This window comes from Streptomyces sp. NPDC028928, from assembly GCF_055564915.1.
On sequence record NZ_JBVHVI010000009.1, the window covers coordinates 226,083 to 249,946 of the forward strand.

25 protein-coding genes and 1 riboswitch are annotated in these 23,864 nt (G+C 70.7%); of the genes, 10 read left to right on the plus strand and 15 right to left on the minus strand.

Annotation, left to right across the window (positions count from 1 at the left end; translation table 11 throughout):
* The first annotated feature begins 11 nt into the window (after positions 1 to 11).
* A complete protein-coding gene (locus ACZ4U1_RS22880; protein ID WP_467905511.1) occupies positions 12 to 1,196 on the plus strand; it encodes a glutathionylspermidine synthase family protein in 1,185 nt (394 codons plus the stop codon).
* Here ACZ4U1_RS22880 and ACZ4U1_RS22885 read toward each other — a convergent pair.
* Positions 1,193 to 1,756: a TetR/AcrR family transcriptional regulator gene (locus ACZ4U1_RS22885; protein ID WP_467905512.1), complete on the minus strand. Its 564-nt coding sequence runs from the start codon at positions 1,754 to 1,756 to the stop codon at positions 1,193 to 1,195. The two genes, ACZ4U1_RS22880 and ACZ4U1_RS22885, sit on opposite strands and share 4 nt — an antisense overlap.
* A 93-nt stretch (positions 1,757 to 1,849) precedes the next feature.
* On the opposite strand from ACZ4U1_RS22885, the gene ACZ4U1_RS22890 reads away from it, so the two are divergent.
* Positions 1,850 to 2,311: a nuclear transport factor 2 family protein gene (locus ACZ4U1_RS22890; protein ID WP_467905513.1), complete on the plus strand. Its 462-nt coding sequence runs from the start codon at positions 1,850 to 1,852 to the stop codon at positions 2,309 to 2,311.
* Here ACZ4U1_RS22890 and rocD read toward each other — a convergent pair whose 3' ends face one another.
* Complete coding sequence (gene rocD / locus ACZ4U1_RS22895; protein ID WP_467905514.1) at positions 2,312 to 3,520, minus strand: ornithine--oxo-acid transaminase; 1,209 nt, start codon at positions 3,518 to 3,520, stop codon at positions 2,312 to 2,314.
* Between the two features lie 102 nt (positions 3,521 to 3,622).
* Positions 3,623 to 3,711: riboswitch (ZMP/ZTP riboswitch) on the plus strand.
* 35 nt (positions 3,712 to 3,746) lie between these two features.
* Here rocD and ACZ4U1_RS22900 point away from each other — a divergent pair.
* The 3 genes from ACZ4U1_RS22900 (at position 3,747) to ACZ4U1_RS22910 (ending at position 7,035) form a co-directional block, all read left to right on the plus strand.
* Positions 3,747 to 5,201, plus strand: coding sequence for a glycine hydroxymethyltransferase (locus ACZ4U1_RS22900; protein WP_467905515.1), 1,455 nt, complete (start codon positions 3,747 to 3,749; stop codon positions 5,199 to 5,201).
* A 101-nt stretch (positions 5,202 to 5,302) separates the two neighbouring features.
* Complete coding sequence (gene trpS, locus ACZ4U1_RS22905; RefSeq protein ID WP_467905516.1) at positions 5,303 to 6,316, plus strand: tryptophan--tRNA ligase; 1,014 nt, start codon at positions 5,303 to 5,305, stop codon at positions 6,314 to 6,316.
* A gap of 134 nt (positions 6,317 to 6,450) precedes the next feature.
* On the plus strand, positions 6,451 to 7,035 hold the full coding sequence (locus ACZ4U1_RS22910; protein ID WP_467905517.1) for a 2'-5' RNA ligase family protein: 585 nt from the start codon (positions 6,451 to 6,453) through the stop codon (positions 7,033 to 7,035).
* Positions 7,036 to 7,115: 80 nt separating this feature from the next.
* Here the strand turns inward: ACZ4U1_RS22910 and ACZ4U1_RS22915 are convergent, their stop codons facing one another.
* Positions 7,116 to 7,871: a decaprenylphospho-beta-D-erythro-pentofuranosid-2-ulose 2-reductase gene (locus tag ACZ4U1_RS22915; RefSeq protein ID WP_467905519.1), complete on the minus strand. Its 756-nt coding sequence runs from the start codon at positions 7,869 to 7,871 to the stop codon at positions 7,116 to 7,118.
* Positions 7,872 to 7,956: 85 nt separating this feature from the next.
* Between ACZ4U1_RS22915 and ACZ4U1_RS22920 the strand changes: the two genes are divergently transcribed.
* The gene (locus ACZ4U1_RS22920; RefSeq protein ID WP_467905521.1) at positions 7,957 to 8,865 is read left to right on the plus strand and encodes a YihY/virulence factor BrkB family protein; all 909 of its coding nucleotides are present in this window, start codon (positions 7,957 to 7,959) and stop codon (positions 8,863 to 8,865) included.
* Here ACZ4U1_RS22920 and ACZ4U1_RS22925 read toward each other — a convergent pair.
* A complete protein-coding gene (locus ACZ4U1_RS22925) occupies positions 8,813 to 10,072 on the minus strand; it encodes a D-alanyl-D-alanine carboxypeptidase family protein (RefSeq protein WP_467905523.1) in 1,260 nt (419 codons plus the stop codon). The two genes, ACZ4U1_RS22920 and ACZ4U1_RS22925, sit on opposite strands and share 53 nt — an antisense overlap.
* A gap of 91 nt (positions 10,073 to 10,163) precedes the next feature.
* On the opposite strand from ACZ4U1_RS22925, the gene ACZ4U1_RS22930 reads away from it, so the two are divergent.
* From ACZ4U1_RS22930 to ACZ4U1_RS22940, 3 genes are all read left to right on the plus strand, one after another.
* The gene (locus tag ACZ4U1_RS22930; protein WP_467905525.1) at positions 10,164 to 10,403 is read left to right on the plus strand and encodes an SCO4848 family membrane protein; all 240 of its coding nucleotides are present in this window, start codon (positions 10,164 to 10,166) and stop codon (positions 10,401 to 10,403) included.
* Between the two features lie 17 nt (positions 10,404 to 10,420).
* On the plus strand, positions 10,421 to 11,605 hold the full coding sequence (locus ACZ4U1_RS22935; protein ID WP_467905527.1) for a metallophosphoesterase: 1,185 nt from the start codon (positions 10,421 to 10,423) through the stop codon (positions 11,603 to 11,605).
* Positions 11,606 to 11,737: 132 nt separating this feature from the next.
* Positions 11,738 to 13,282: an ABC transporter substrate-binding protein gene (locus ACZ4U1_RS22940; RefSeq protein ID WP_467905528.1), complete on the plus strand. Its 1,545-nt coding sequence runs from the start codon at positions 11,738 to 11,740 to the stop codon at positions 13,280 to 13,282.
* On the opposite strand, the gene ACZ4U1_RS22945 is transcribed toward ACZ4U1_RS22940, so the two are convergent.
* From ACZ4U1_RS22945 to ACZ4U1_RS22995, 11 genes are all read right to left on the minus strand, one after another.
* A complete protein-coding gene (locus ACZ4U1_RS22945; RefSeq protein WP_467905530.1) occupies positions 13,283 to 13,900 on the minus strand; it encodes a Uma2 family endonuclease in 618 nt (205 codons plus the stop codon).
* Between the two features lie 90 nt (positions 13,901 to 13,990).
* On the minus strand, positions 13,991 to 14,728 hold the full coding sequence (locus ACZ4U1_RS22950) for a TetR/AcrR family transcriptional regulator (protein WP_467905531.1): 738 nt from the start codon (positions 14,726 to 14,728) through the stop codon (positions 13,991 to 13,993).
* Between the two features lie 11 nt (positions 14,729 to 14,739).
* Entirely contained in the window at positions 14,740 to 15,303 is a 564-nt protein-coding gene (locus ACZ4U1_RS22955) for a thiol-disulfide oxidoreductase DCC family protein (RefSeq protein WP_467905532.1), read from the minus strand.
* A 5-nt stretch (positions 15,304 to 15,308) separates the two neighbouring features.
* The gene (locus ACZ4U1_RS22960) at positions 15,309 to 15,716 is read right to left on the minus strand and encodes a hypothetical protein (protein ID WP_392817920.1); all 408 of its coding nucleotides are present in this window, start codon (positions 15,714 to 15,716) and stop codon (positions 15,309 to 15,311) included.
* Positions 15,717 to 15,798: 82 nt separating this feature from the next.
* A complete protein-coding gene (locus tag ACZ4U1_RS22965; RefSeq protein WP_467905533.1) occupies positions 15,799 to 16,209 on the minus strand; it encodes a VOC family protein in 411 nt (136 codons plus the stop codon).
* 122 nt (positions 16,210 to 16,331) lie between these two features.
* Complete coding sequence (locus ACZ4U1_RS22970) at positions 16,332 to 17,699, minus strand: FG-GAP and VCBS repeat-containing protein (RefSeq protein WP_467905534.1); 1,368 nt, start codon at positions 17,697 to 17,699, stop codon at positions 16,332 to 16,334.
* A gap of 119 nt (positions 17,700 to 17,818) precedes the next feature.
* Positions 17,819 to 18,598, minus strand: coding sequence for a succinate dehydrogenase iron-sulfur subunit (locus tag ACZ4U1_RS22975; protein ID WP_467905535.1), 780 nt, complete (start codon positions 18,596 to 18,598; stop codon positions 17,819 to 17,821).
* A complete protein-coding gene (gene sdhA, locus ACZ4U1_RS22980) occupies positions 18,598 to 20,352 on the minus strand; it encodes a succinate dehydrogenase flavoprotein subunit (RefSeq protein ID WP_467905536.1) in 1,755 nt (584 codons plus the stop codon). Before sdhA ends, ACZ4U1_RS22975 begins: the two co-directional genes overlap by 1 nt.
* A 19-nt stretch (positions 20,353 to 20,371) precedes the next feature.
* A complete protein-coding gene (locus ACZ4U1_RS22985) occupies positions 20,372 to 20,854 on the minus strand; it encodes a succinate dehydrogenase hydrophobic membrane anchor subunit (protein ID WP_189298403.1) in 483 nt (160 codons plus the stop codon).
* 5 nt (positions 20,855 to 20,859) lie between these two features.
* Positions 20,860 to 21,240 carry a succinate dehydrogenase, cytochrome b556 subunit gene (gene sdhC / locus ACZ4U1_RS22990; RefSeq protein ID WP_467905537.1) on the minus strand — a complete coding sequence of 127 codons (381 nt, stop codon included), beginning with the start codon at positions 21,238 to 21,240 and terminating at the stop codon, positions 20,860 to 20,862.
* Positions 21,241 to 21,431: 191 nt separating this feature from the next.
* Positions 21,432 to 22,004: a 2-oxo-4-hydroxy-4-carboxy-5-ureidoimidazoline decarboxylase gene (locus ACZ4U1_RS22995; protein WP_467905538.1), complete on the minus strand. Its 573-nt coding sequence runs from the start codon at positions 22,002 to 22,004 to the stop codon at positions 21,432 to 21,434.
* 196 nt (positions 22,005 to 22,200) lie between these two features.
* Between ACZ4U1_RS22995 and ACZ4U1_RS23000 the strand changes: the two genes are divergently transcribed.
* Positions 22,201 to 23,832 (plus strand): beta-N-acetylhexosaminidase, encoded by a 1,632-nt coding sequence (locus ACZ4U1_RS23000; RefSeq protein WP_467905718.1) that lies wholly within the window; start codon positions 22,201 to 22,203, stop codon positions 23,830 to 23,832.
* The last annotated feature ends 32 nt before the right edge of the window (positions 23,833 to 23,864 follow it).

Consider the following 23,864-nt stretch of genomic DNA (forward strand, 5'->3'; position numbering starts at 1 on the left):
GGAACACACCCATGGAACGCCGTACCCTCACGCCCCGCCCCGGCTGGCAGCAGACCGTCGAGGCCCAGGGCCTGATCTACCCGCTCACCCGCCACCCCGACGGCTCGCTGCGCCCCTACTGGGACGAGAGCGCCTACTACGTCTTCTCTCTGGAGGAGGTCGAGGCGCTGGAGGAGACCGTCGAGGAACTGCACCGCATGTGCCTCGCGGCGGCCGGACACATCGTGGCCGAGGACCGGCTCGCCGACCTCGGCATCACCGACCCGCGGGTGGCCGCGGCGGTCACCGAGGCCTGGCACCGCCGCGCCGAACTCCCGTCCGTCTACGGCCGTTTCGACCTGCGCTACGACGGGACGGGACCGGCGAAGCTGCTGGAGTACAACGCGGACACCCCCACCTCCCTGGTCGAGGCCGCCTCCCCGCAGTGGTTCTGGATGGAGGATCGTTTCCCCGGCGCGGACCAGTGGAACTCCCTGCACGTACGCCTGGTGGAAGCCTGGCGCGCCCAGTCCGCGCTCCTCCCGCCCGGCAGCCCGCTGCACTTCGCGCACTCCGCCGCCGACGAACTCGGCGAGGACCTGATGACGGTGGCCTACCTCAAGGAGACGGCCGAGCAGGCCGGCCTGACCACCGACTGGCTGGCCATGGAGGAGATCGGCTGGGACACCCTCTCCGGCCGCTTCGTGGACAACCGACTCCGGTTCATCCGGGGCATCTTCAAGCTCTACCCGTGGGAGTGGCTCACCACCGACGCCTTCGGCGGGCACGTCCTGGACACCCTGGACAACGGCGGTGGCACCGGCAGCACCCTGTGGATCGAACCGGCCTGGAAGATGCTCCTGAGCAACAAGGCCCTGCTGCCCATCCTCTGGGAGCTGTACCCGGACCACCCCAACCTCCTCCCCGCCTACCTGGACGGCCCCCGCGAGCTGGCCGGCACCACCGGCTACGTTGCCAAGCCCCTCCTCGGCCGAGAGGGCGAGGGCGTCACCGTCCACCCCCCGGGCACACCCGTCGTCCCGCGTGACGAGCCCTGCTGCTACCAGCAGTTGGCCCCCCTCCCCACCTTCGACGGCAACCACGTGGTCCTCGGCGCCTGGGTCGTCCAGGACGAACCGGCGGGCCTCGGCATCCGCGAATCCACAGGCCTGATCACCGACGAGTACGCCCGCTTCCTGCCCCATGTGATCCTCTAGCCGCCGAGCAGCCTCTCCACCGCCGCCCGAGCCTGCCCCGCCACGGCCGGATCCCCGGTGATGCCCGCCGTGACGATGGCTCCCTCCGTGAGCAGGTACACCGGCTCCGCCACCGGCACGCCCGTGGCACGGACCCAGGTCGCCAACTGGTCGTGGAAGGCCTGCTTGTGGGACCGGACCTCGGCCAGGACGGGCTCGGACGACTCGCCCAGCTCACCGTGGACGTTGATCCAGGCGCAGCCGCGGAAGCCGGGCTCGGCGAACCACTCGGCGAGCCAGTCGAAGACCGCCAGCACCCGCCCGCGGGGGTCCGGGACGTTCTCCACGTGCGCGGCCAGGCTCGCGCGCCAGCGCCGGTCGCGTCGCCGGAGCATGGCGACCACGAGGTCCTCCTTGGTGGCGAAGAGCCGGTAGATCCGCTTCAGGGGCAGGCCGGACGCCTCGCGGACCCGGTCCATCCCGACCGCCTGGATGCCGTGCGCGTAGAAGAGGGCCTCCGCGGCGTCGAGGAGGGTCTCGCGGTCCAGGCGGGTCTGTTCCTCGGTGAGGGGGGCGGGCATCCGGGCTCCTTGACGTCGAGAACGTGCGTTCTCTATTTTAGGCGCACCGCGTCGAGAACGCTCGTTCTCGACCTGAGGCCCGAGGAGGCCGCCGTGCCCGAAGACCACCCGCCCCACCCGCCCTTCACCCTGGAAACCGCCCGCCGGAAGGTGCAGGCCGCCGAGGACGCCTGGAACACCCGCGACCCCCACCGGGTGGCCCTCGCCTACACCCCGGACTCCGTCTGGCGGAACAGGGACCGGTTCGTCACCGGCCGGGACGAGATCGTCGCCTTCCTGACCGAGAAGTGGCAGCGCGAACGGGACTACGCGCTGCGCAAGAGCCTCTGGAGCTTCCACGACCACCGCATCGCCGTCCGCTTCCAGTACGAGTGCCGTGACACCGACGGCCAGTGGTGGCGCTCCTACGGCAACGAACTGTGGGAGTTCGACGAGCACGGCCTGATGCGCCGCCGGGAGGCGAGCATCAACGACGTCGCCATCGACGAGAGCGACCGGCGCATCTTCGGACCCCGGCCCGCGGACCAGCACGGCACCGACATCCCGCTCCGCTGATCATGCCCCGGACAGCACCGCCCGCAGCTGCTCCAGCCCCCAGTCCAGGTCCTCCTCGGCGATCACCAGCGGCGGCGCGATCCGGATCGTCGGCCCGTGGGTGTCCTTGACCAGGACCCCGCGGGCCAGCAGCCGCTCGGAGACCTCCCGCCCGGTGCCGACCGCCCGGGAGACGTCCACCCCGGCCCACAGCCCGCGCCCCCGTACCGCCGTCACCCGGCCCGTACCCGGCAGCTCGCCCAGCACCCCGTGCAGCCGTTCGCCCAGCCGCGCCGCCCGCTCCTGGTACTCCCCGGTCCGCAGCATCGCGATCACCTCCAGCGCCACCGCGCAGGCCAGCGGATTCCCGCCGAACGTCGAGCCGTGCTCACCCGGCCGGAACACGCCGAGCACCGCCGCGCTCGACACCACCGCCGACACCGGCACGATCCCGCCGCCCAGCGCCTTGCCCAGCACGTACACGTCCGGTACGACCCCCTCGTGCTCGCACGCGAAGGTCCGCCCGGTGCGGCCCAGCCCCGACTGGATCTCGTCGGCGATGAAGAGGACGTTCCGCTCGCGGGTCAGCTCGCGCACCCCGGCCAGATAACCGGCGGGCGGCACGATCACCCCGGACTCGCCCTGGATCGGCTCCAGCAGCACCGCCACCGTGTTCTCCGTCAGCGCCGACCGCATCGCCGTCAGATCGCCGTACGGCACGATCTCGAAGCCCGGCGTGTACGGACCGAAGTCCGCCCGCGCCTCCGGATCCGTCGAGAAGCTGATCACCGTGGTCGTACGGCCGTGGAAGTTGCCGGTCGCCACGACGACCTTCGCCATCTCCGCGGGCACCCCCTTCACCCGGTACCCCCACTTCCGGGCCGTCTTCACCGCGCTCTCCACCGCCTCCGCGCCCGTGTTCATGGGCAGCACCATCTCCATCCCGCACAGCTGGGCCAGCTCGGTGCAGAACGCGGCGAACCGGTCGTGGTAGAAGGCGCGGGAGGTCAGCGTGACCCGGTCCAGCTGGCGCCGGGCCGCCTCGGCCAGCCGCCGGTTGCCGTGTCCGAAGTTCAGCGCGGAGTAACCGGCCAGCATGTCCAGGTACCGCCGTCCCGCCACGTCCGTCAGCCACGCCCCCTCACCCGTGGCGATCACCACCGGAAGCGGGTCGTAGGTGGGCGCGCAGTGCGCGTCGGCGGCGGCGATGAGGTCTTCTGCAGCGGTCACGGCCTCTCCCGAGTACGACCGGAAACGACGGTGAACCCCTTCATATCCTCGCTCGCATGGTGGACGCGGGACCTGCGCCGTCCGGCGCGCCCGGTAATCTGACGAGCGGGCCGTGACTGGCGCGCTGGGATGGGACGGACCATCAGGGAGCGGCCCGAGCGGGAAGAGTGCCGTGCGCCTGGGCCGAACGTGAACGCTGTACGCACACCGTCCGGAGGTCCCCCCGATGCCCGAGAATTCCGCCCCCCTCTCCACCGAGTCCACGGCCTTCCGGGCCGCCCTCGACGTCATCCGCGCCGTCGAGCCCCGCGTCGCCGACGCCATCGGTCAGGAGGTCGCCGACCAGCGCGACATGCTCAAGCTGATCGCGTCCGAGAACTACGCCTCCCCGGCGACGCTGCTCGCGATGGGCAACTGGTTCAGCGACAAGTACGCCGAGGGCACCATCGGCCGCCGCTTCTACGCCGGCTGCCGCAACGTCGACACCGTCGAGGCCCTCGCCGCCGAGCACGCCCGCGAACTCTTCGGTGCCCGCCACGCCTACGTCCAGCCGCACTCCGGCATCGACGCCAACCTCGTCGCCTTCTGGGCCGTCCTGGCCGACCGTGTCGAGGCGCCCTTCCTGGAGAAGGCCGGCGCCCGCCAGATCAACGACCTGACCGACGCCGACTGGGCCGAGCTGCGCCAGGCCTTCGGCAACCAGCGCATGCTCGGCATGTCCCTGGACGCCGGCGGCCACCTCACCCACGGCTTCCGCCCCAACATCTCCGGCAAGATGTTCGACCAGCGCTCCTACGGCACCGACCCCGCCACCGGCCTGGTCGACTACGGGGCCCTGCGCGCCCAGGCCCGCGAGTTCAAGCCGCTGATCATCGTCGCCGGCTACTCCGCGTACCCCCGTCTGGTGAACTTCCGGATCATGCGCGAGATCGCCGACGAGGTCGGCGCCACCCTCATGGTCGACATGGCGCACTTCGCCGGCCTGGTCGCGGGCAAGGTCCTCACCGGCGACTTCGACCCGGTCCCGCACGCCCAGATCGTCACCACGACCACCCACAAGTCCCTGCGCGGCCCGCGCGGCGGCATGGTCCTGTGCGACGACTCCCTCAAGGACCAGGTCGACCGCGGCTGCCCGATGGTCCTCGGCGGCCCGCTCCCGCACGTCATGGCCGCCAAGGCCGTCGCCCTCGCCGAGGCCCGCCGGCCCTCCTTCCAGGACTACGCCCAGCGCATCGTCGACAACTCCCGCGCGCTGGCGGAGGGCCTGATGCGCCGCGGCGCCACCCTGGTCACCGGCGGCACCGACAACCACCTCTGCCTGATCGACGTCGCCACCTCCTACGGCCTCACCGGCCGCCAGGCCGAGTCGGCCCTGCTCGACTCGGGCATCGTCACCAACCGCAACGCCATCCCGGCCGACCCGAACGGCGCCTGGTACACCTCCGGCATCCGCGTCGGCACCCCGGCCCTCACCACCCGCGGCCTCGGCACGGCGGAGATGGACGAGGTGGCGTCCCTGATCGACCGCGTCCTGACGACGACGGAGCCGGGCACCACCAAGTCGGGCGCCCCGTCCAAGGCCGCCCACGTCCTGGACGAGAAGGTCGCCCAGGAGATCTCCCAGCGAGCGACTGACCTGGTCGCGGGCTTCCCCCTCTACCCGGAAGTCGACCTCGGCTGACACGCCCCTGAAAGGGGCGCGGGGAACTGCGCGAGCAACCACCGACTACGCGCAGTTCCCCACGCACAGAACCCCCCGAGCTCTCTGAGACAATAAAAAACATGGCGACTGACCGACCCCGCGTGCTCTCCGGCATCCAGCCCACCGCCGGCTCGTTCCACCTCGGCAACTACCTCGGCGCCGTCCGCCAGTGGGTGGCCCTGCAGGAGTCCCACGACGCCTTCTACATGGTGGTCGACCTGCACGCGATCACGGTCCCGCAGGACCCGGAGGAGCTGCGGGCCAACACCCGCCTCGCCGCCGCACAGCTGCTGGCCGCCGGCCTGGACCCGGACCGCTGCACCCTCTTCGTGCAGAGCCACGTCCCCGAGCACGCCCAGCTGGCGTGGGTCATGAACTGCCTCACCGGCTTCGGCGAGGCCAGCCGCATGACCCAGTTCAAGGACAAGTCCGCCAAGCAGGGCGCCGACCGGGCCTCCGTCGGCCTGTTCACCTACCCGATCCTCCAGGTCGCCGACATCCTGCTGTACCAGGCCCACGAGGTGCCGGTCGGCGAGGACCAGCGCCAGCACATCGAGCTGACCCGCGACCTCGCCGAGCGCTTCAACGGCCGCTTCGGCGACACCTTCACGATCCCGAAGCCGTACATCCTCAAGGAGACGGCGAAGATCTACGACCTCCAGGACCCCACGGTCAAGATGAGCAAGTCGGCGTCCACGCCGAAGGGCCTCATCAACCTCCTGGACGAGCCGAAGACCACGGCGAAGAAGGTCAAGAGCGCGGTCACCGACACGGACACGGTGATCCGCTACGACGCCGAGAACAAGCCGGGCGTCTCCAACCTCCTCACCATCTACTCCACCCTCACCGGCAAGACCGTCGCCGAACTGGAGCAGGAGTACGAGGGCAAGATGTACGGCGCGCTCAAGACCGACCTCGCCGAGGTCATGGTCGAGTTCGTGACGCCGTTCCGGGAGCGCACCCAGCAGTACCTGGACGACTCCGAGACCCTCGACGCGATCCTCGCCAAGGGCGCGGAGAAGGCGCGCGCCGTCGCCGCCGAGACCCTCGCGCAGGCGTACGACCGCGTGGGCTTCCTCCCGGCCAAGCACTGAGGCGTACGACCGCACGGGCCCGCGCGGGCAGAGCGCTGCACATCACTTCCGCTGCGCCTGCCCACAGGACACTCAGAGCCGTACAGTCATAGCCGACGGCTGAGCAGAAAACAGACACGACGACAGGAGACGACGTGGGGACCGTAACGATCGGCGTGTCGATCGCGGTCCCGGAGCCTCACGGCAGCCTGCTCCAGGAGCGGCGCGCGGGCTTCGGCGACGCCGCGGCTCACGGCATCCCCACCCACGTCACGCTGCTGCCGCCGACCGAGGTGGACGAGGCCGACCTGCCGGCCGTCGACGCGCACCTCTCCGAGGTCGCCGCGGCGGGCCGGCCGTTCCCGATGCGGCTGTCCGGCACCGGCACCTTCCGGCCCCTGTCGCCGGTGGTCTACGTGCGGGTCGTCCAGGGCGACGAGGCCTGCGCCTGGCTCCAGCAGCGGATCCGGGACACCTCCGGGCCGGTGCCGCGCGAGTTGCAGTTCCCGTACCACCCGCACGTCACCGTCGCGCACGGCATCGAGGACGCGGCCATGGACCGGGCCTTCGAGGAGCTGGCCGACTTCGAGGCCGAGTGGTCGTGCACCGGCTTCGCGCTGTACGAGCAGGGCGCCGACGGGGTGTGGCGCAAGCTGCGCGAGTACACGTTCGGGGGATCCGTCGTACCGACCCAGCCGGGCCACGCGGAGGTCGAACGGGGCACGATCGCCCGCCGTTAGGGGGTTTCGTTTGGATCAGGTCGGATCAGGCGCCGGGCGTCGCGGACCCGGGCTGATCCGAACGAAACCCCCTAGGCCCGTCAGAGCGCCAGCCTCCGGTACACCGCCCGGGGTGCGTGCCGCAGGGCCGCCATCACCAGGCGGAGCGCCCCCGGCACCCACACCGTCTCCGAGCAGCGGCGCAGCCCCAGCTCGATCGCCGTGGCGACCGCCTCCGGCGTCGTCGCGAGCGGGGTGCGCGACCGGCCGGCCGTCCTCCTCGTCCGGACGAAGCCGGGGCGTACGACCATCACGTGCACGCCGGTGCCGTGCAGGGCGTCGCCGAGGCCCTGGGCGAAGGCGTCCAGGCCGGCCTTGCTGGAGCCGTAGATGAAGTCGGCGCGGCGGGCGCGCTCCGCGGCCGCCGCGGACAGGACGACGAGCGAGCCGTAGCCCTGGGCCTGGAGGGCGCGCCCGGCGACCAGTCCCGCCGAGACGGCTCCCGTGTAGTTGGTCTGGGCGACCTGGACCGCGCGGACCGGATCGCGCTCGTCGTGCGCCTGGTCGCCGAGGATGCCGAAGGCCAGCAGCACCATGTCGACGGGACCCTCGGCGAACACCTTGCCGAGGACGGTCTCGTGGGACGCGGGATCGAGCGCGTCGAAGGCGACGGTGTGGACGTCCGCGCCGAGCGCCCGCAGGCTCCCGGCCGCGTTCTCCAACGCGAGGGAGGGACGGCCCGCCAGCCACACCGTGCGCGTGCGGCGGGCGATCAGCCGGCGCGCGGTGGCCAGCGCGATCTCGGACGTGCCGCCGAGGACGAGCAGGGACTGGGGCAGTTCGGTGGCATCCTTCATGACAGTTGACCGTATCGCCCCTATATGACCGTTCGGGCGAAGAAACGCGGTGTTGGCGTTCCCGTACAGCGGGCACAGTCGGATCATGGACTGGCTGAAGAAGCTGCCCGGCATCGGGCCGATCGTCACCCGGCTGACCGTCACCCACGCATGGCGGTCCTACGAGCGGCTGGACCGGGTGAAGTGGGCCCGGCTGGCCGCCGCCATGACGTTCGTCAGCTTCGTCGCGCTGTTCCCGCTGCTGACCGTGGCCGCCGCGATCACCGCAGCCACGCTCAGCCCGGCCCGCCAGAAGACCGTGGAGCAGCGGATCGCCGACCAGTTCCCGGGCCTGTCCGACCAGCTGGACCTCACCTCCCTGGTGGACAACGCGGGCACGGTCGGCGTCATCGCGGGCGCCGTGCTGCTGTTCACCGGCATCGGCTGGGTCGGCCAGGTACGGGACTGCCTGCGCGCGGTGTGGGAGCTGCCGGACCGCGACGAGAACCCGGTCCTCACCAAGGCCAAGGACGCCGGCATCCTGCTCGGCCTCGGCGGCGCCCTGCTGGTCACCCTCGGCGCGTCCACCCTCGCCTCCGCCGCCGTCGGCTGGCTGTCCCGGCGGATCGGCCTGGACGAGCACGGCTGGGGCAGTGTGCTGCTGACCGTCGCCGCGTTCGCCGTCGCCGTCCTCGCCGACTTCCTCGTCCTGCTCTACGCCCTGACCCTGCTGCCCGGCGTCGAGCCGTCGCGCCGCCGCCTGCTGGTCGCCGCACTGCTCGGCGCGATCGGCTTCGAACTGCTGAAACTGCTGCTCAGCGGCTACATCCAGGGCGTCGCGGCGAAGAGCATGTACGGCGCGTTCGGGGTGCCCGTGGCGCTGCTGCTGTGGATCAACTTCACGTGCAAGCTGGTCCTGTTCTGCGCCTCCTGGACGGCGACGGGCAGCAAGGAGGCGGAGGTCAGGGACGCGTCCGACGGCGCATCAGGTCCGGCAGCGGCCACCGGCGGTTGACCAGGAACGCCCCGCCGCCGAGCAGCACCAGCAGCCCGCCCGCCACGGCCAGGGCGATCCCCGCCCCGCTGGAGCCGGACGCCGCGGAGGCGCTCGCCGCCACCTTCCCGCCCGACCCGCCGGCCCCCTTCGCCTGCCCGGCGGAGGCCGAGGCGGTGTCGGAGGGGCCGGGCTGCGCGGTGCTCGGCGCGGCGCTCTTCGGCGGCACCAGCTCACCCACCGGATTGACCTTGCCGGCCGCCTGGAAGCCCCAGTCGAGCAGCTTCGCGGTCTCCTTGTAGACCTCGTTGTGCTCGTGCTTCTCCGGATTCATCACCGTGACCAGCAGCACCTTGCCGCCCCGCTCGGCGACCCCGGTGAAGGTGGCGCCCGCGTTCGTGGTCTTGCCGTTCTTCACGCCCGCGATGCCCTGGTAGACGGGCACGTCGCTGTCGCCGCTCAGCAGCCGGTTGGTGTTCCGGATCTCGGCTGCGCCGAACTTCGCGCTGACGGTCGAGCAGTAGTCCCGGAAGTCCTTCTTCTGCAGCCCGGAGCGGGCGAACAGCGTCAGGTCGTACGCCGACGACACCTGGCCCGGCGCGTCGTAGCCGTCCGGTGAGACCACGTGCGTGTCCATGGCCTGGAGTTCCTCGGCGTGGTCCTGCATGTCCTGGACGGTCTGGCGGACACCGCCGTTCATCGCGGACAGCACGTGCACGGCGTCGTTGCCCGAGCGCAGGAAGACCCCGAGCCACAGGTCGTGGACGGAGTAGGTGCCGCCCTCCTTTATCCCGACCACGCTGGAGCCGACCCCTACGCCCTTGAGGTCCGACGGCACCACCTTGTGCCGGGTGCCCTTCGGGAAGCGGGGCAGCACGGTGTCCGCGAACAGCATCTTCAGCGTGCTCGCCGGAGGAAGCGGCCAGTGCGCGTTGTGCGCCGCGAGGACCTCGCCCGACTCGGCGTCGGACACGATCCAGGAACGGGCGGTGAGGTCCTTGGGCAGCACCGGCACGCCGGGCGCGAGGTTGACCTGGGTGCCCGGCATCCCGAGCCGGGCACCGCCCAGGGTGGACATGCGGGCCGGGGGTGTGGCCGTCGGGCTCGTCGAGGGGCTTGCCGAGGGGGTCGGCGCGGCGAGCGCGGCGGGCGCGGTGACGGACAGGGACAGCAGGACGGCGGAGGTGACCAGCACAGATCGCCGGCCGGTCGTCTTCGGTGCGGGCACGGTCGAGAACGTACCCGCACCGGACCGCGAAGTCCCGTCTGCGGCCCCACCCCCGACACGGACCCGGATCCCGGACGGCGATACTGGACGCATGAAGCTCAGCCGCCCCATCTCCTGGTTCCTGCTCGCCTTCGGGGTGTGGAGCTGGATCATCTGGATCACTTTCATCAAGAACTTGACCAAGGACAGCAGCGGACTCGCCTTCGACGACGGTCACCCGACCGCGTACTTCTGGGTGCACCTGCTGCTGGCCGTCGTTTCCCTCGTATTGGGGACGGTCATCGGGGTCATCGGGTTGCGCGGGCTGCGCGCACTGCGCCGGAAGTCATAGCGGGGGGACCGGTCGGGGTGGTCATCGTCTTCGCGCTCGTCGCCCTGGCCGTCCTGGCAGCCGTGGCGGGCCTGCACTGGTACGTGTGGCGGCGCCTGGTCCGCGACACCACACGCGGCCCCGGCCCGGCCCGCCGCGCCGGCACCGCGCTGTTCGTCACCGCCCCGCTGCTGATGATCGCGGCCCTGGTGGCGGAACGCGCGGGCGCCCCCTTCGAGCTCCAGCGCACCCTCGCCTGGCCGGGTTTCCTGTGGATGGCCCTGGCGCTGTACCTGCTGCTGGGGGTACTGGCGGGCGAGGCGATACGCCCCCTCCTCAGCCGACTGCTCCGAAACCGCGGTACGACCGCCGAAGCCCCGCACCCCCAGCCGGCCGACCCCGCCCGCCGCCTCGTCATCTCCCGCCTCGTCGCCGGCGCAGCCGCCACCGCGGCCGTGGGAACCGTCGGCCACGGCACCTACGGCGTCCTGAGAGGCCCCCGCGTCAAGCGAGTCACCGTCCCCCTGGCCAAACTCCCGCGCGCGGCCCACGGCTTCCGCATCGCCGTGGTCAGCGACATCCACCTCGGCCCGGTCCTGGGCCGCGGCTTCGCGCAGCGGGTCGTCGACACGGTCAACGCCACCCAGCCGGACCTGATCGCGGTCGTCGGCGACCTGGTCGACGGCAGCGTCAAGGACCTGGGCCCGGCCGCGGCCCCCCTCGCCCGCCTCAGCGCCCGCCACGGCGCCTACTTCGTGAGCGGCAATCACGAGTACTTCTCCGGCATCGAACAGTGGATCGAAGAGGTCCGCGACCTCGGCCTGCACCCACTGCAGAACGCCCGCACCGAGCTGCCGTTCTTCGACCTGGCCGGCGTGAACGACGTACAGGGCGAGAGCGAGGGCCAGGGGCCGGACTTCGGCGAGGCGCTCGGCGACCGGGACCCGGCACGCGCGTGCGTGCTGCTCGCCCACCAGCCGGTGCAGATCCACGAGGCCGTCCGGCACGGCGTCGACCTCCAGCTCTCCGGACACACCCACGGCGGCCAGCTCTGGCCCGGCAGCCTCCTCGCCGCCGCCGCCAACCCCACCGTCGCCGGTCTCGAACGCTACGGCGACACCCAGTTGTACGTCAGCCGGGGCGCGGGAGCCTGGGGGCCGCCCACGCGCGTGGGGGCGCCGTCGGACGTGACGGTGATCGAACTGGCCGCCACGCGCGCGTGACCGGAACGGCACCCAGAGTTCTTCCACAACTGGACAGAAAGCCCTTCCGCACGGTGAAACCCGTGTGATTAGGTGAGCCGCGTCACTCAAGGGGAAGTGGCTGGGGAGGGCATCACCATGCGATCTCTTCGCATGCGGATTCTCGTGACACTGCTCGTGCTCGCCGTCGTGGGGATCGGCGGCTGGCAGCTGCTGCCGTCGCAGGAGGACAAGAACCGGACCATCACCGTCGGCACGACGGACGCGGTCACCGCACTCGACCCGGCCGGCGCCTACGACGCCGGCTCCTGGGCACTGTTCAGCAATCTGTTCCAGTCGCTGCTGACCTTCGAGCCGGGCGGGGCCGAGCCGGTCCCGGACGCGGCGAAGAGCTGCACCTTCGAGGGCAGCGGCCTGAAGACGTACCGGTGCATTCTGCGCTCGGGGATCACCTTCCCGAGCGGGCGCGCCATGACCGCCGAGGACGTGAAGTACTCCTTCGACCGGGTCAAGGCGATCAACTCCAAGGTCGGCCCGGCGTCCCTGTTCGGCACGCTCGCCTCGGTGACCGCCGACGACGCGCACACCGTCACCTTCCACCTCTCGTCCGCGGACGCCACCTTCCCGCTGAAGGTGGCCACCGGCGCCGGCTCCGTCGTGGACCGGGAGAAGTACCCGGCCGACGCCCTGCGCACGGACACCGCCGTCGACGGCACCGGGCCGTACACGCTGACGGCGTACACCAAGGGCCAGAAGGCCGAACTGGCCCCGAACAAGCACTACACGGGCTCGCTGAGCGGCACCGGCCGCCCGATCGAGCTGCGGTACTACGCCGACTCGGCCCAGCTCGACCAGGCCTGGCGGGGCCGCCGGATCGACGTCGCCACCCGGACCCTGTCGCCGCACGTGCTCGCCGAGCTGAACCCGAGCGACCCCGGGCAGCGGGTCACCGAGTCCGACAGCGCCGAGACCCGCAACCTGTACCTCAACACCCGCTCCCGCTCCCCGCTGCACGACCCGCGGGTGCGCCGGGCGATGGTCTGGCTGGTCGACCGCGAGCGGCTGGCCGCGACGGTCTACGAGGGCACGGTCGACCCCCTGTACTCGCTGATCCCGACCGGGATCACCGGCCACACCACGTCGTTCTTCGACAACTACCCCACGCGGAGCACCCGGAAGGCCCGCGAGCTGCTCACCGAGGCCGGGGTGAGCCTGCCGGTGCGTTTCACCCTGGGCTACGGCACCGGTCGGGGCGAGGGCGCGCAGGAGGCCGCCGAGCTGAAGAGGCAGCTGGAGGCGAGCGGCCTGTTCCAGTTGGACGTCAAGGGGTACGAGTGGACCGACTTCCAGAAGCGCTGGGCCGCCGGGAAGATGGACGCGTGGGCGGTCGGCTGGGTGGCCGACTATCCGGATCCGGACACCTTCGGCGCCGCGCTCGTCGGCACCGGCTCCACCATGAGCACCGGGTACAGCAACAAGCTGGTCGACCATCTCGTCCTGGACAGCCAGCAGTTCGCCGACCGCAGCCGGGCCGCGAAGGACTTCAAGGACATCCAGGCGGCCGTGACCGAGGACGTCCCGCTGATCCCGCTGTGGCAGCGCAAGGAGTACGTGGTGAGCACGGAGGACGTGGGCGGCGGCCAGTACCTGACGGACGGGACGGGGGTGTTCCGGCTGTGGCGGCTGAACTGGATCTGATCAGTCGGCCTTCTTCTGCCCGGCCTTGACGATCTGCTCGACGTCCAGGGTGACCTTGGCGCCGATGGAGTCGGGCAGCGTGACGGTCTCCCCGGGAGCGTGGACACGGTGGTTCGTGTACTCGCTCCCTTCGGGTTCGGTGAGCACGTGGAGGCGCTGGTGCTTGCGGTCGACCACGAGATAGACGGGCACCTTGGCCTCGGCGTACGCCCCGACCTTGGTCTTCAGGTCGTCCCGCCAGTTGCGGGAGGTGACCTCCAGGACGAGGCGGAAGCAGACCGGGTCGTAGGTGTTGTTCTCGATGAAGTGGTCGTCGATGTCGGCGTCCACGACCGCCAGATCGGGGATGCAGTAGTCCTCGTCGCCGGTGGGGAGCTTGAGCGCGACGTTCTGGACGACCTTGCTCTCCTCGCCGTGGAGTCCGGCTGCGGCGAAGGGGAGCACGAGATCCGTCAGGACGATGGCGTGGGGGGCATCCGGTGAAGGGGTCACGAGGAGATGGCCTCCGATGATCTCGACGCGGTAGCCCGGATGGCGCTCCATGATCTCGTCGGCGATGGCCGTCAGGGAGAACGGCTCGTCGGCGTCGAAGGGCTGCTCGACGGATGCGGCGGACATCGCGTGCCTCCTAGGGGCTGGTGTCGAGAGCATCATCGTAGGCAGCCGGAACCCCAGGTGTCCCGTTGCGGCGCGTTCACCCGAAAGTGATCATTCCTCCCGTTTGCGCCCCGGATCCGGCAGCACCCTCGTCATCCCCGGCAGGAAGTCCGTGAACAGCTCGTGCACCTCCAGCACCAGCGGCCGCAGCACCCGGAACCGGGCCAGGGAGACGCCCCGGGCGGTCAGCCGGGCCCCCCGCCGGGCCAGCCGGTAGCTGCGCTCGCGGCCCTCCGTGCGGTCGAAGATCCAGTACAGGACCAGGCCCATCTGCGAGAGCCACATCAACTCCGGGAGCACGTCCCGCAGTTCGGGGGCCACCTTGGACTTCGAGCCGGCCAGTACCTCGCGGTGGACGCTGATGGCCTGCTCGCGGGCGTGCTCGCTCTCCGGGGAGAAGGGGCTGAGCGGGCTGTCGGGGTCGGCGGCGTTCTTGAAGAACTGGACGGCGAACTCGTGGTACGGCCGGGCGATGTCCAGCCAGGCGGTCAGCACGCCCGCGAGCCGTGCCTCCAGGTCGGTCTCCCGGTCCAGGACCTCCCGGACCGCCGCCTGGTGCTCAGCGGCGATCCGGTCGTAGAAGCCCTGGATCAGGTGTTCCTTGCCCTCGAAGTAGTAGTAGGCGTTGCCGACGGAGACCCCGGCCTCCTTGGCGATGGCCCGCATGGTGGTCTTGTCGTACCCGCGCTCCTGGAACAGCCGCATGGCGGTCTCCAGGATCAGCGCACGGGTCTGCTCGGACTTGCTGCTCTGGGGGCCGGCCTCGGGGCCGTCGTTCTTCGCGGGCACGGTAGAAGAGCCTAACGACTGGCGGGAGCGGCCCCGGAGCAGGAGGGCGTGGAGCAGGGCGGAGGGGAGGAGGTCGGAGGGGAGTAGGACCAGCCTGTCCGGGGGTGGTACGACCAGCCGTCCGCCCGCCGGTACGCCTGCCCTCCCCACTGCCCGCCTCCCCACCGACCGCCCCGCCCCTGCACGTCCCGCCACTTCGACGCGGCGAGGACGGCACCCCGGGCCAGCTTCGCGCCCGCCGGGGTGGCGAGCCGGTGGGCGAGCCCGCGGTGCTCGCGCAGTGCCCACAGGACGACGATCCAGGCGCGCGAGCCCCGGTAGACCTGCCCGGAGTCGCCGACGACGGTGACCTCGTCGAGGGTGGCCGCGTGGTCGAGCCCCGGAAAGCGGGCGCGGGCCTCGGCCGAGCCGGCCGGCAGCAGTGCCAGGGGCACCAGCTGGGACTGCCGGGCCAGCCAGTCGCGCAGATGCCTGCACAGGACGCACCCGGCGTCGTACAGGACGGTCAGTCCCCGGACCGGGGCGCCCGCGGCGCCCCGGCCGGCCGTGGTGGCCACGGTGGTCGTGCCGGTCACGGCCGTCACGCCCCGGCCGTCGGGGCGATCCACTCCTGCGGGCCGACCGGGGGCAGCTGCTCCCGCTCCATGACTCCGCGCCGGCGGATCTTGTTGAGCACGTACACGTTGCCCAGGTGCATCACCCCGAGCACCAGCAGCACCACGCCCAGCTTGGTCGACAGGGCCTCGAAGATGCCGCGGGTGTCCTCGATCGTCTCGTCGTCCCCCAGGTACAGCGCCACGAAGCCGAGGTTGACCAGGTAGAAGCCGACCACCAGGAGGTGGTTGACGGCGTCCGCGAGCTTCTCGTTGCCGCGCAGGACGTCGGCCAGGAAGATCCGGCCGTTGCGGCTGAGCGTGCGGGCCACCCAGACGGTCAGAGCGACGCTGACGACCAGGTAGATGACGTAGGCGATGACGGTGCGGTCCATGCCCCACCCCTTCTTGAACGCGTTCAAAACGCTGACAGGATGACTGTAGCCCTGTTTTTGAACGCGTTCAACCGGAGGTGGTTCAGGCCCGGCGGCCCAGCGCCGGACGCTTGGTGTAGTCCGTGAAGCCGAGGATGTTCCCCCAGGGGTCGGCGATCTCCACGGTCCAGCCCGTGGCCACCTGGAAGATCTCGTCCAGGGGCTCGATCCCCGCGGCGGCCAGCTCCCGCGCCGCCGCCCGCGCGTCCGGCACCTCCAGCCAGATCCGCGGCGAGGGCCAGGGGGGCGTCCGGTGCCGCACCTCCTCCTCGGCCCGCAGCAGGATGCCGGGCGTCTCCCCGCCGACCTTCAGCAGTGCGATCCCGGCCTCGTCGAACCGGAACCCCACGGCGAACCCGGCCCGCTCGTAGAAGGCGAGCGCCTCGCCGAGGTCGCCGACGGGGAGCAGCACGTTGTCGAAACCGAGCAGTTCGTACGACTCTTCGTCTGACATGTCGTCAGATTAGGAGCACTGGTCCCGGGAAGCGAGGAGCCCCACCGGAGCGGACTCCGGTGGGGCTCGTCGGGGGACCCTTCAGCGGTCACCGCGGGAAGCGGCTCACTGCGGGAAGCGGCTCACTGCGGGAAGGCCGGGTCCAGGTCGGACTCCGACGCACCGCTGGTGGTGATGCCCTTGGCGGTCGCGCGCAGCAGTACGCCCGGGCGGTAGAGGTCGCCCGAGACCAGCAGGTCCGCGTCGCCGTCCCGGTCGAAGTCGCGCAGGCGGACGAAGAGCCCGAACATCTCGGAATCGGTGGCGCTGCCCGGGACCCCCGCCGTGGCCCGGGTGAACCACTGGGAGCCGGTGCCGGTCAGGCCGCTCCTGCCGCCCCGCAGGACGTGCACACCGCCCGCGTTCTGGACCGAGCCGGACTCCTCCTCGGGCACGCCGACCGAGAGGTCCGGGTAACCGTCGCGGTTGGTGTCGCCGGCGGAGAGCGCGTACCCGAACCGGTCGTTCCGCGTCGCCGCGGTCGCCACCCCGGAGGTGGACTGGGTCAGCCGGTAGGAGCTGGCCGGGCCGCTCGCACCGCCGCGCAGCACCACCACGGAACCCGCGCCCTTGTTGTACGGCTTGTCGCTGACGGCCAGGTCGCCGTAGCCGTTCTTGTCGAAGTCGGCGATCACCCCGGTCGCCTGGAAGTCCACCTGCGAGGCGTTGTACGTCGTGTACTTCCCGCGCTTGAGGGTGGAGCCGCCCTGTACGAACCACGCGGCCTGGACCATCTTGTCGTTCTCGTAGCCCTGGCCGAGTACGTACAGGTCGGTGGCCTGGTCCTTGGTGACCTTGCCGGCGACGATCATGCTCGGCTCCAGCACGTGGGCGCCGCTGGGGCTCACCTCCATCCGGGTGACGCTGCCCGTCGTACCGGTCTGGGAGAAGCCGCCCCGGTAGACGAAGAGGGTGCCCGTGACGTCGGTGACGGCCAGGTCCGGCTTGCCGTCGCCGTTGAAGTCGCCGGAGGCGAGGGCCGCGCCGAACGAAGCACTGGACTTGGCCGGGATCCGCGTGGCCTTCGCGCCGAGGCCCGCCTTGGCGCCCCACAGGATGGTGACGGCGCCCGCCCCGGCCTTCGTACCGACCTTCTCGGTGCGGTCGGCGACGGCGAGGTCGGCGTACCCGTCCTGGTTGAGGTCGGCGTTCGCGACCTGGTTGCCGAAGGTGTCGGCGTAGCCGCCGGCGTCGCCGGCCTTGCCCGGGATGTTGGGGCTGTCCTGCGTGAACGTGACCGTCTTCGGGCCCGGCCCGGTCGCCGTGCCGTAGGTGACGGTGACCTCGCCGCCCCAGCCGGACGCGTAGTCCCGGTAGCCGTCGCCGTTGAAGTCGTCGGCGTACTTGGCGGGCGTCACCGCGGCGGCCGGGCCGGCCGCGAGGGTGAGCAGTCCGCCGGTGAGCGACAGGGCCGTGGCCGTCGCCACGGCGAGCTTTCTGTGCGTGCGCATGTGTCTCCTTGATCGCGTACACAGGAGACACACGGGGAGGTCGGACAGTTGTACGGCGAGGGCCCCGCCCCCGGTGTGTGACCGGAGACGGGGCCCGAGTGGCCGTAGGCGTACGGCGATCAGTAGCGACGCGTGATCAGCGCGCGCTTGACCTCCTGGATCGCCTTCGTGACCTCGATACCGCGCGGGCAGGCGTCCGTGCAGTTGAAGGTCGTACGGCAGCGCCACACGCCGTCACGGTCGTTGAGGATCTCCAGGCGCTGCTCGCCCGCCTCGTCCCGGCTGTCGAAGATGAAGCGGTGGGCGTTCACGATCGCGGCCGGACCGAAGTACTGGCCGTCGTTCCAGAACACCGGGCAGGAGGAGGTGCAGGCCGCGCAGAGGATGCACTTCGTCGTGTCGTCGAAGCGCTCGCGGTCCTCGGCGGACTGCAGCCGCTCACGGGTCGGCTCGTTCGTCTCCTTGACGACCAGGAACGGCATGACGTCCCGGTACGCCTGGAAGAACGGCTCCATGTCCACGACCAGGTCCTTCAGGACCGTCAGGCCCTTGATGGGCTCGATCGTGATCGGCTTCTCGGGGTTGATGTCCTTGATCAGCGTCTTGCAGGCAAGACGGTTCTTGCCGTTGATCCGCATCGCGTCCGAGCCGCAGATGCCGTGCGCGCACGAGCGGCGGAAGGTGAGGGTGCCGTCGACGTCCCACTTGATCTTGTGGAGGCCGTCGAGGACACGCTCCTTCGGGTCGATCTCCAGCTGGAAGTCTTCCCAGACCGCCTCGGCCGAGACCTCCGGGTTGAACCGGCGGATCCGGAAGGTGACGGTGATGTACGGGGAGTCGGCGAAGCCGGGCTCGGGCTGGCCGGCCGCGTCCGCCTTGTCCAGAACAGGGGTAGCCATCAGTACTTACGCTCCATCGGCTGGTAGCGGGTCTGGACGACCGGCTTGTAGTCGAGACGGACGGTTTCCGAGCCGTCGGCGCCGACCTCGCGGTACGCCATCGTGTGGCGCATGAAGTTGACGTCGTCGCGGTTCGGGTAGTCCTCGCGGTAGTGACCGCCGCGGGACTCCTTGCGGGCCAGCGCCGAGACGGCCATGACCTCGGCCAGGTCCAGCAGGTTGCCCAGCTCGATGGCCTCCAGCAGGTCCGTGTTGAACCGCTTGCCCTTGTCCTGGATCGCCACGTTCTGGTAGCGCTCCTTGAGCTCGGCGATCTTCTCGACGGCCGTCTTGATCGTCTGCTCGGTGCGGAACACCATGACGTTGGCGTCCATGGTCTCCTGCAGCTCACGGCGCAGGGTCGCCACCCGCTCGCTGCCGGTGGAGTTGCGCAGCCGCTCGATCTGCTCGACGACGAACGACTCCGGGTTGTCCGGCAGCTCGACGTAGTCGGCCTTCGCCGAGTACTCGGCGGCGGCGATGCCCGCGCGGCGGCCGAAGACGTTGATGTCCAGCAGCGAGTTGGTGCCGAGACGGTTGGCGCCGTGCACGGAGACACAGGCGACCTCGCCGGCCGCGTACAGGCCCGGGACGACGGTGGTGTTGTCCGCCAGGACCTCACCCTCGACGTTCGTCGGGATGCCGCCCATCGCGTAGTGCGCGGTCGGCTGGATCGGGATCGGGTCCGTGTACGGCTCGATCCCGAGGTAGGTGCGCGCGAACTCGGTGATGTCCGGGAGCTTGGCGTCCAGCTGCTCCGGCGGCAGGTGGGTCAGGTCCAGGTACACGTGGTCGCCCTCGGGACCGCAGCCGCGGCCCTCGCGGATCTCCGTGTAGATGGAGCGGGACACGACGTCACGGGACGCCAGGTCCTTCATGACGGGAGCGTACTTCTCCATGAAGCGCTCGCCGTCCTTGTTGCGCAGGATGCCGCCCTCACCGCGGGCGCCCTCGGTGAGCAGGATGCCCATGCGCCAGATGCCGGTCGGGTGGAACTGGAAGAACTCCATGTCCTCCAGCGGCAGGCCCCGGCGGTAGACGGCGGCCTGGCCGTCACCGGTGAGGGTGTGCGCGTTGGAGGTCACCTTGAAGAACTTGCCGCAGCCGCCGGAGGCGTAGATGACGGCCTTCGCCTGGAAGACGTGGATCTCGCCGGTGGCCAGCTCGTACGCGACGACACCGGCCGACTTCTTGACGCCGTCGACCTCGGTGATCAGCTGGTCCAGGACGTAGAACTCGTTGAAGAACTCCACGCCCTCCTTGACGCAGTTCTGGTACAGCGTCTGGAGGATCATGTGGCCGGTGCGGTCCGCGGCGTAGCAGGACCGGCGGACCGGGGCCTCGCCGTGGTTGCGGGAGTGACCGCCGAAGCGCCGCTGGTCGATGGTGCCGTTCGGGGTCCGGTTGAACGGCAGACCCATCTTCTCCAGGTCGAGGACGGCGTCGATGGCCTCCTTCGCCAGGATCTCGGCGGCGTCCTGGTCGACCAGGTAGTCACCGCCCTTGACCGTGTCGAAGGTGTGCCACTCCCAGTTGTCCTCCTCCACGTTGGCCAGCGCGGCGGCCATGCCGCCCTGCGCGGCGCCCGTGTGGGAGCGGGTGGGGTAGAGCTTGGTCAGGACCGCGGTGCGGCTGCGCTTCGTCGCCTCGATGGCGGCGCGCATGCCCGCGCCGCCGGCGCCGACGATGACGGTGTCGTACTTGTGGATCTTCATGATTCTCGCAGCCCCGTGCCTAGCGGATGTTCGGGTCGAAGGTGAAGATCACCAGCGTGCCCAGCAGGATGGTGAACACCGTGGCGGTGTAGAGCAGGCCCTTGAGCCACAGCCGGCTGTTCGGCCGCTCGGCGTAGTCGTTGATGACCGTGCGCAGGCCGTTGGCGCCGTGCAGCATCGCCAGCCACAGCATCAGCAGGTCCCAGACCTGCCAGAACGGGGACGCCCAGCGGCCCGCCACGAAGGCGAAACCGATCTTGGAGACACCGCCGTCCAGCACGAGCTGGATCAGCAGGTGGCCGAGGACGAGGACGACCAGCACGATGCCGGACAGCCGCATGAACAGCCAGGCCGCCATCTCGAAGTTGCCCCGGGTCGACTTCGGGGACTTCTTGGTCCGCTTGCGCGGCGCCTCGATCAGCGGGGCCGGGTTGTCGACGGTGTAGACGGGGGCGCCCTCGACGGGGCCGACACCGGACGCGGTGGTTTCAGTGGTGGACATGGGCCTCAGCTCCCGAACACAACACGGTAGGCGTGGCCGAGGACCGGGTAGATCGCGAAGGCCATCAGGACGACCCAGACACCGACGACGGACCAGAGCATCTGCTTCTGGTAGCGCGGGCCCTTGGACCAGAAGTCGACGGCGATGACGCGCAGGCCGTTGAGCGCGTGGAAGAGGATGGCGGCGACGAGGCCGTACTCCAGCAGCGCGACGATCGGCGTCTTGTACGTGGCTACGACCTTGTCGTAGTCCTCGGGGGAGACACGCACGAGAGCGGTGTCCAGTACATGAACGAACAGGAAGAAGAAAATGAGGACGCCGGTGACTCGGTGAGCCACCCAGGACCACATTCCTTCCCGGCCGCGGTACAGCGTTCCAGCCGGCACGGAAGAACCCTCCGGGAGCGGGGACTAGGGCCGCGCCGGCTTCACTGTCGGTCGGGCCCGGCCGGGTACGGTCCACCGGCCCTCTGCATGGTATCCACGTGCCGCCGTGCTGCTTACGGGGGGCCTACCTTGTGTGATCAATTTGGCACCGGATGGGGGAGCGGGGGCGGCGTCCGGGGCGGTGTGTGCGGTCATCGGCCGGGTGCGGGCGCGTTGTGGCTGGTCGCGCCACGCGGCGGAGCCGCTGGTGGACACGGCCCCGCGCCCCTCAGGTAGGCCGTGAGTCTCCCCTTCGCGAGGCGCCGGAGCTGCTCCGCCGCCACCACCCGTTCCTCCTCCGGATCGTTTGTCAATCGTGATCGGATCGCTTCGAGGATGTGGTCGATGACCTCGTCCGGGGGGACGTCGCCCAGATAGATGACGAACGCGTGTCCGAATCGGGCCTCGTAGGCGGCGTGGGCGGCGCTCAGGGCCATGTGGGCCGCCGAGTAGGTGTCCTCGGGGAGTTCCGGGAGGGACTCGCCGGCCAGGGCCTCGGCCAGGTCGGCGGGGGAGAGGTCGTACGTCGCCTCGTCCGCCGCGGCCAGCAGGGCGTCCAGGTCGGGGTAGGGGCGGTGGTCGGCGATCCGGTCGGACCAGCGCACGCTGTGCAGGCAGTGCAGGAGAAGGGTGCGGGCCTCGTCGGCGCGGGCTGTGTTGAAGGCGTCGAGGGGCGTGGGGAGATACGGCAGACGGTGGGCGGGCAGCGTGGGTCCTCGCGTCACATGTGGTGTGGCAGGGGATGCTGTGAAAGGTGTGTCGTCAGGTTATCGAGAGTGGTCACGCTGTGTCCGAGGGATACCTGAAATTCACCCGGACGGGAGAGTTTGGGACCGCCTGGGTGACGGATGAGCCGCGGAACGGTCGTACGTTGGCAGGGTGACCCAGCACAGGCACAGGCGCCGGGGCTCGGCGCGACAGGTGATACGGAAGCGGGCGGTGGTCGCCGCCGCGTTCGTCGGGACGGTCGCGCTCGGCACGGGCGTCGGCGTGTGGGCCTCGTCGGACGGGGACGGCGGGAAGCCCCAGGGGAGCCAGCGGCAGTCGTCGTCCGGACGGGTGGCCGGCACCGGCGCCGACCCGGGCGAACCGGCCACGCCGTCGGCGAGCCCCAGCCCGAGCAGGTCGTATCCGCTGTCCCGGGCCCCGCGCACGATACCCGCGGTCCGTTCCCACACCCCGGCGCGCGGCCCCGGCTGGAAGCCGCAGCACGGCGAGCGGGTGGTGGTGAGCGACGCCGAGCTGGCCGACGAGGGGCGGCTGATAGCCGGGGAACTGGGGCTGGCGTACGCCGGGGAGAAGGACGACGTGCGGGCGGGCGACGTACGGCTCGCGCTCGGCGGCGGGGGCGGGAACCAGGAGTCGTACACCATGACCGTCCGGGACGGGCGGGTCGACATCAGCGGGCCCGGCGAGGCGGGCGTCTTCTACGGCACCCGCACCCTGAAGCAGGAGGTCCACGGCGGCGGTACGGCACCGGAGGGCGTCGTACGGGACCGGCCGGCCAAGCCGGTGCGCGGGTTCATGCTGGACATCGCGCGCAAACCGTTCTCCGAAGCCTGGATCGAGGACCGGATACGCGAGCTGGGGGACCTGAAGTACAACGAGCTGGGCCTGCACTTCTCCGACGACCAGGCCTTCCGGATCGAGTCCAGCAGCCACCCGGAGATCGTCTCGGCGGACCATCTGACCAAGGCGCAGGTCAGGCGGATCGTGGCGCTGGCGGACAGCCGGCACATCACCGTCGTACCCGAGATCGACTCGCCGGGACACCTGGGGGCCGTCATCGCCGCCCACCCCGATCTGCAGCTGCGCAACGTGAACGGGGTGGCCACCCGGGGTGCCGTCGACATCTCCAAGCCGGCCTCCGCGCAGATCGTCGACGATCTGCTGAACGAGTACGCCGGCCTGTTCACCGGCAACCAGTGGCACCTGGGCGGGGACGAGTACCAGGCGCTCACCGTGCGGGACCCGCAGGCCTCGTACCCGCAGCTGGCCGCCGCCGCCCGGCAGCGGTTCGGCTCCGGCGGGACCGTCGCCGACCTGGCCACCGGCTGGCTCAACGACCGCGCGGCCACCGTCCGCGCCCACGACCGGACCGTCCGGGCCTGGAACGACGGCTTCTTCCGCGGCACCTCCGTGCAGCCCGACAAGGACCTCCGGGTCGCCTACTGGACCGGCAAGGAGATCGGCGCCCGGCCGCCGGCGGAGTACCTGGCCGCGGGGCGGAAGGTCCTCAACTACAACGACGAGTTCCTCTACTACGTCCTCGGGCAGCCGCAGACCTTCGTCTACCCGACCGGACAGCGGATCTACGAGCAGTGGACCCCGCGGGTGCTGCGCGGCACGACCGCCGTTCCGGCCCGCTACGACGGGCAGATCCCCGGCGGTTCGTTCGCGGTCTGGTGCGATTTCCCGAACGCGCAGACGGAGGCACAGGTCGCCGCGGGCATCCGGATGCCGCTGCGGGCCACCGTGCAGAAGCTGTGGGACCCGGGCAAACCGGCGCTCACCTGGGCGGACTTCAGGAAGCTGGCGGATCGGCTGGGCTGAGGACCACTGAGAACCGCTGAGAACCGAGAACC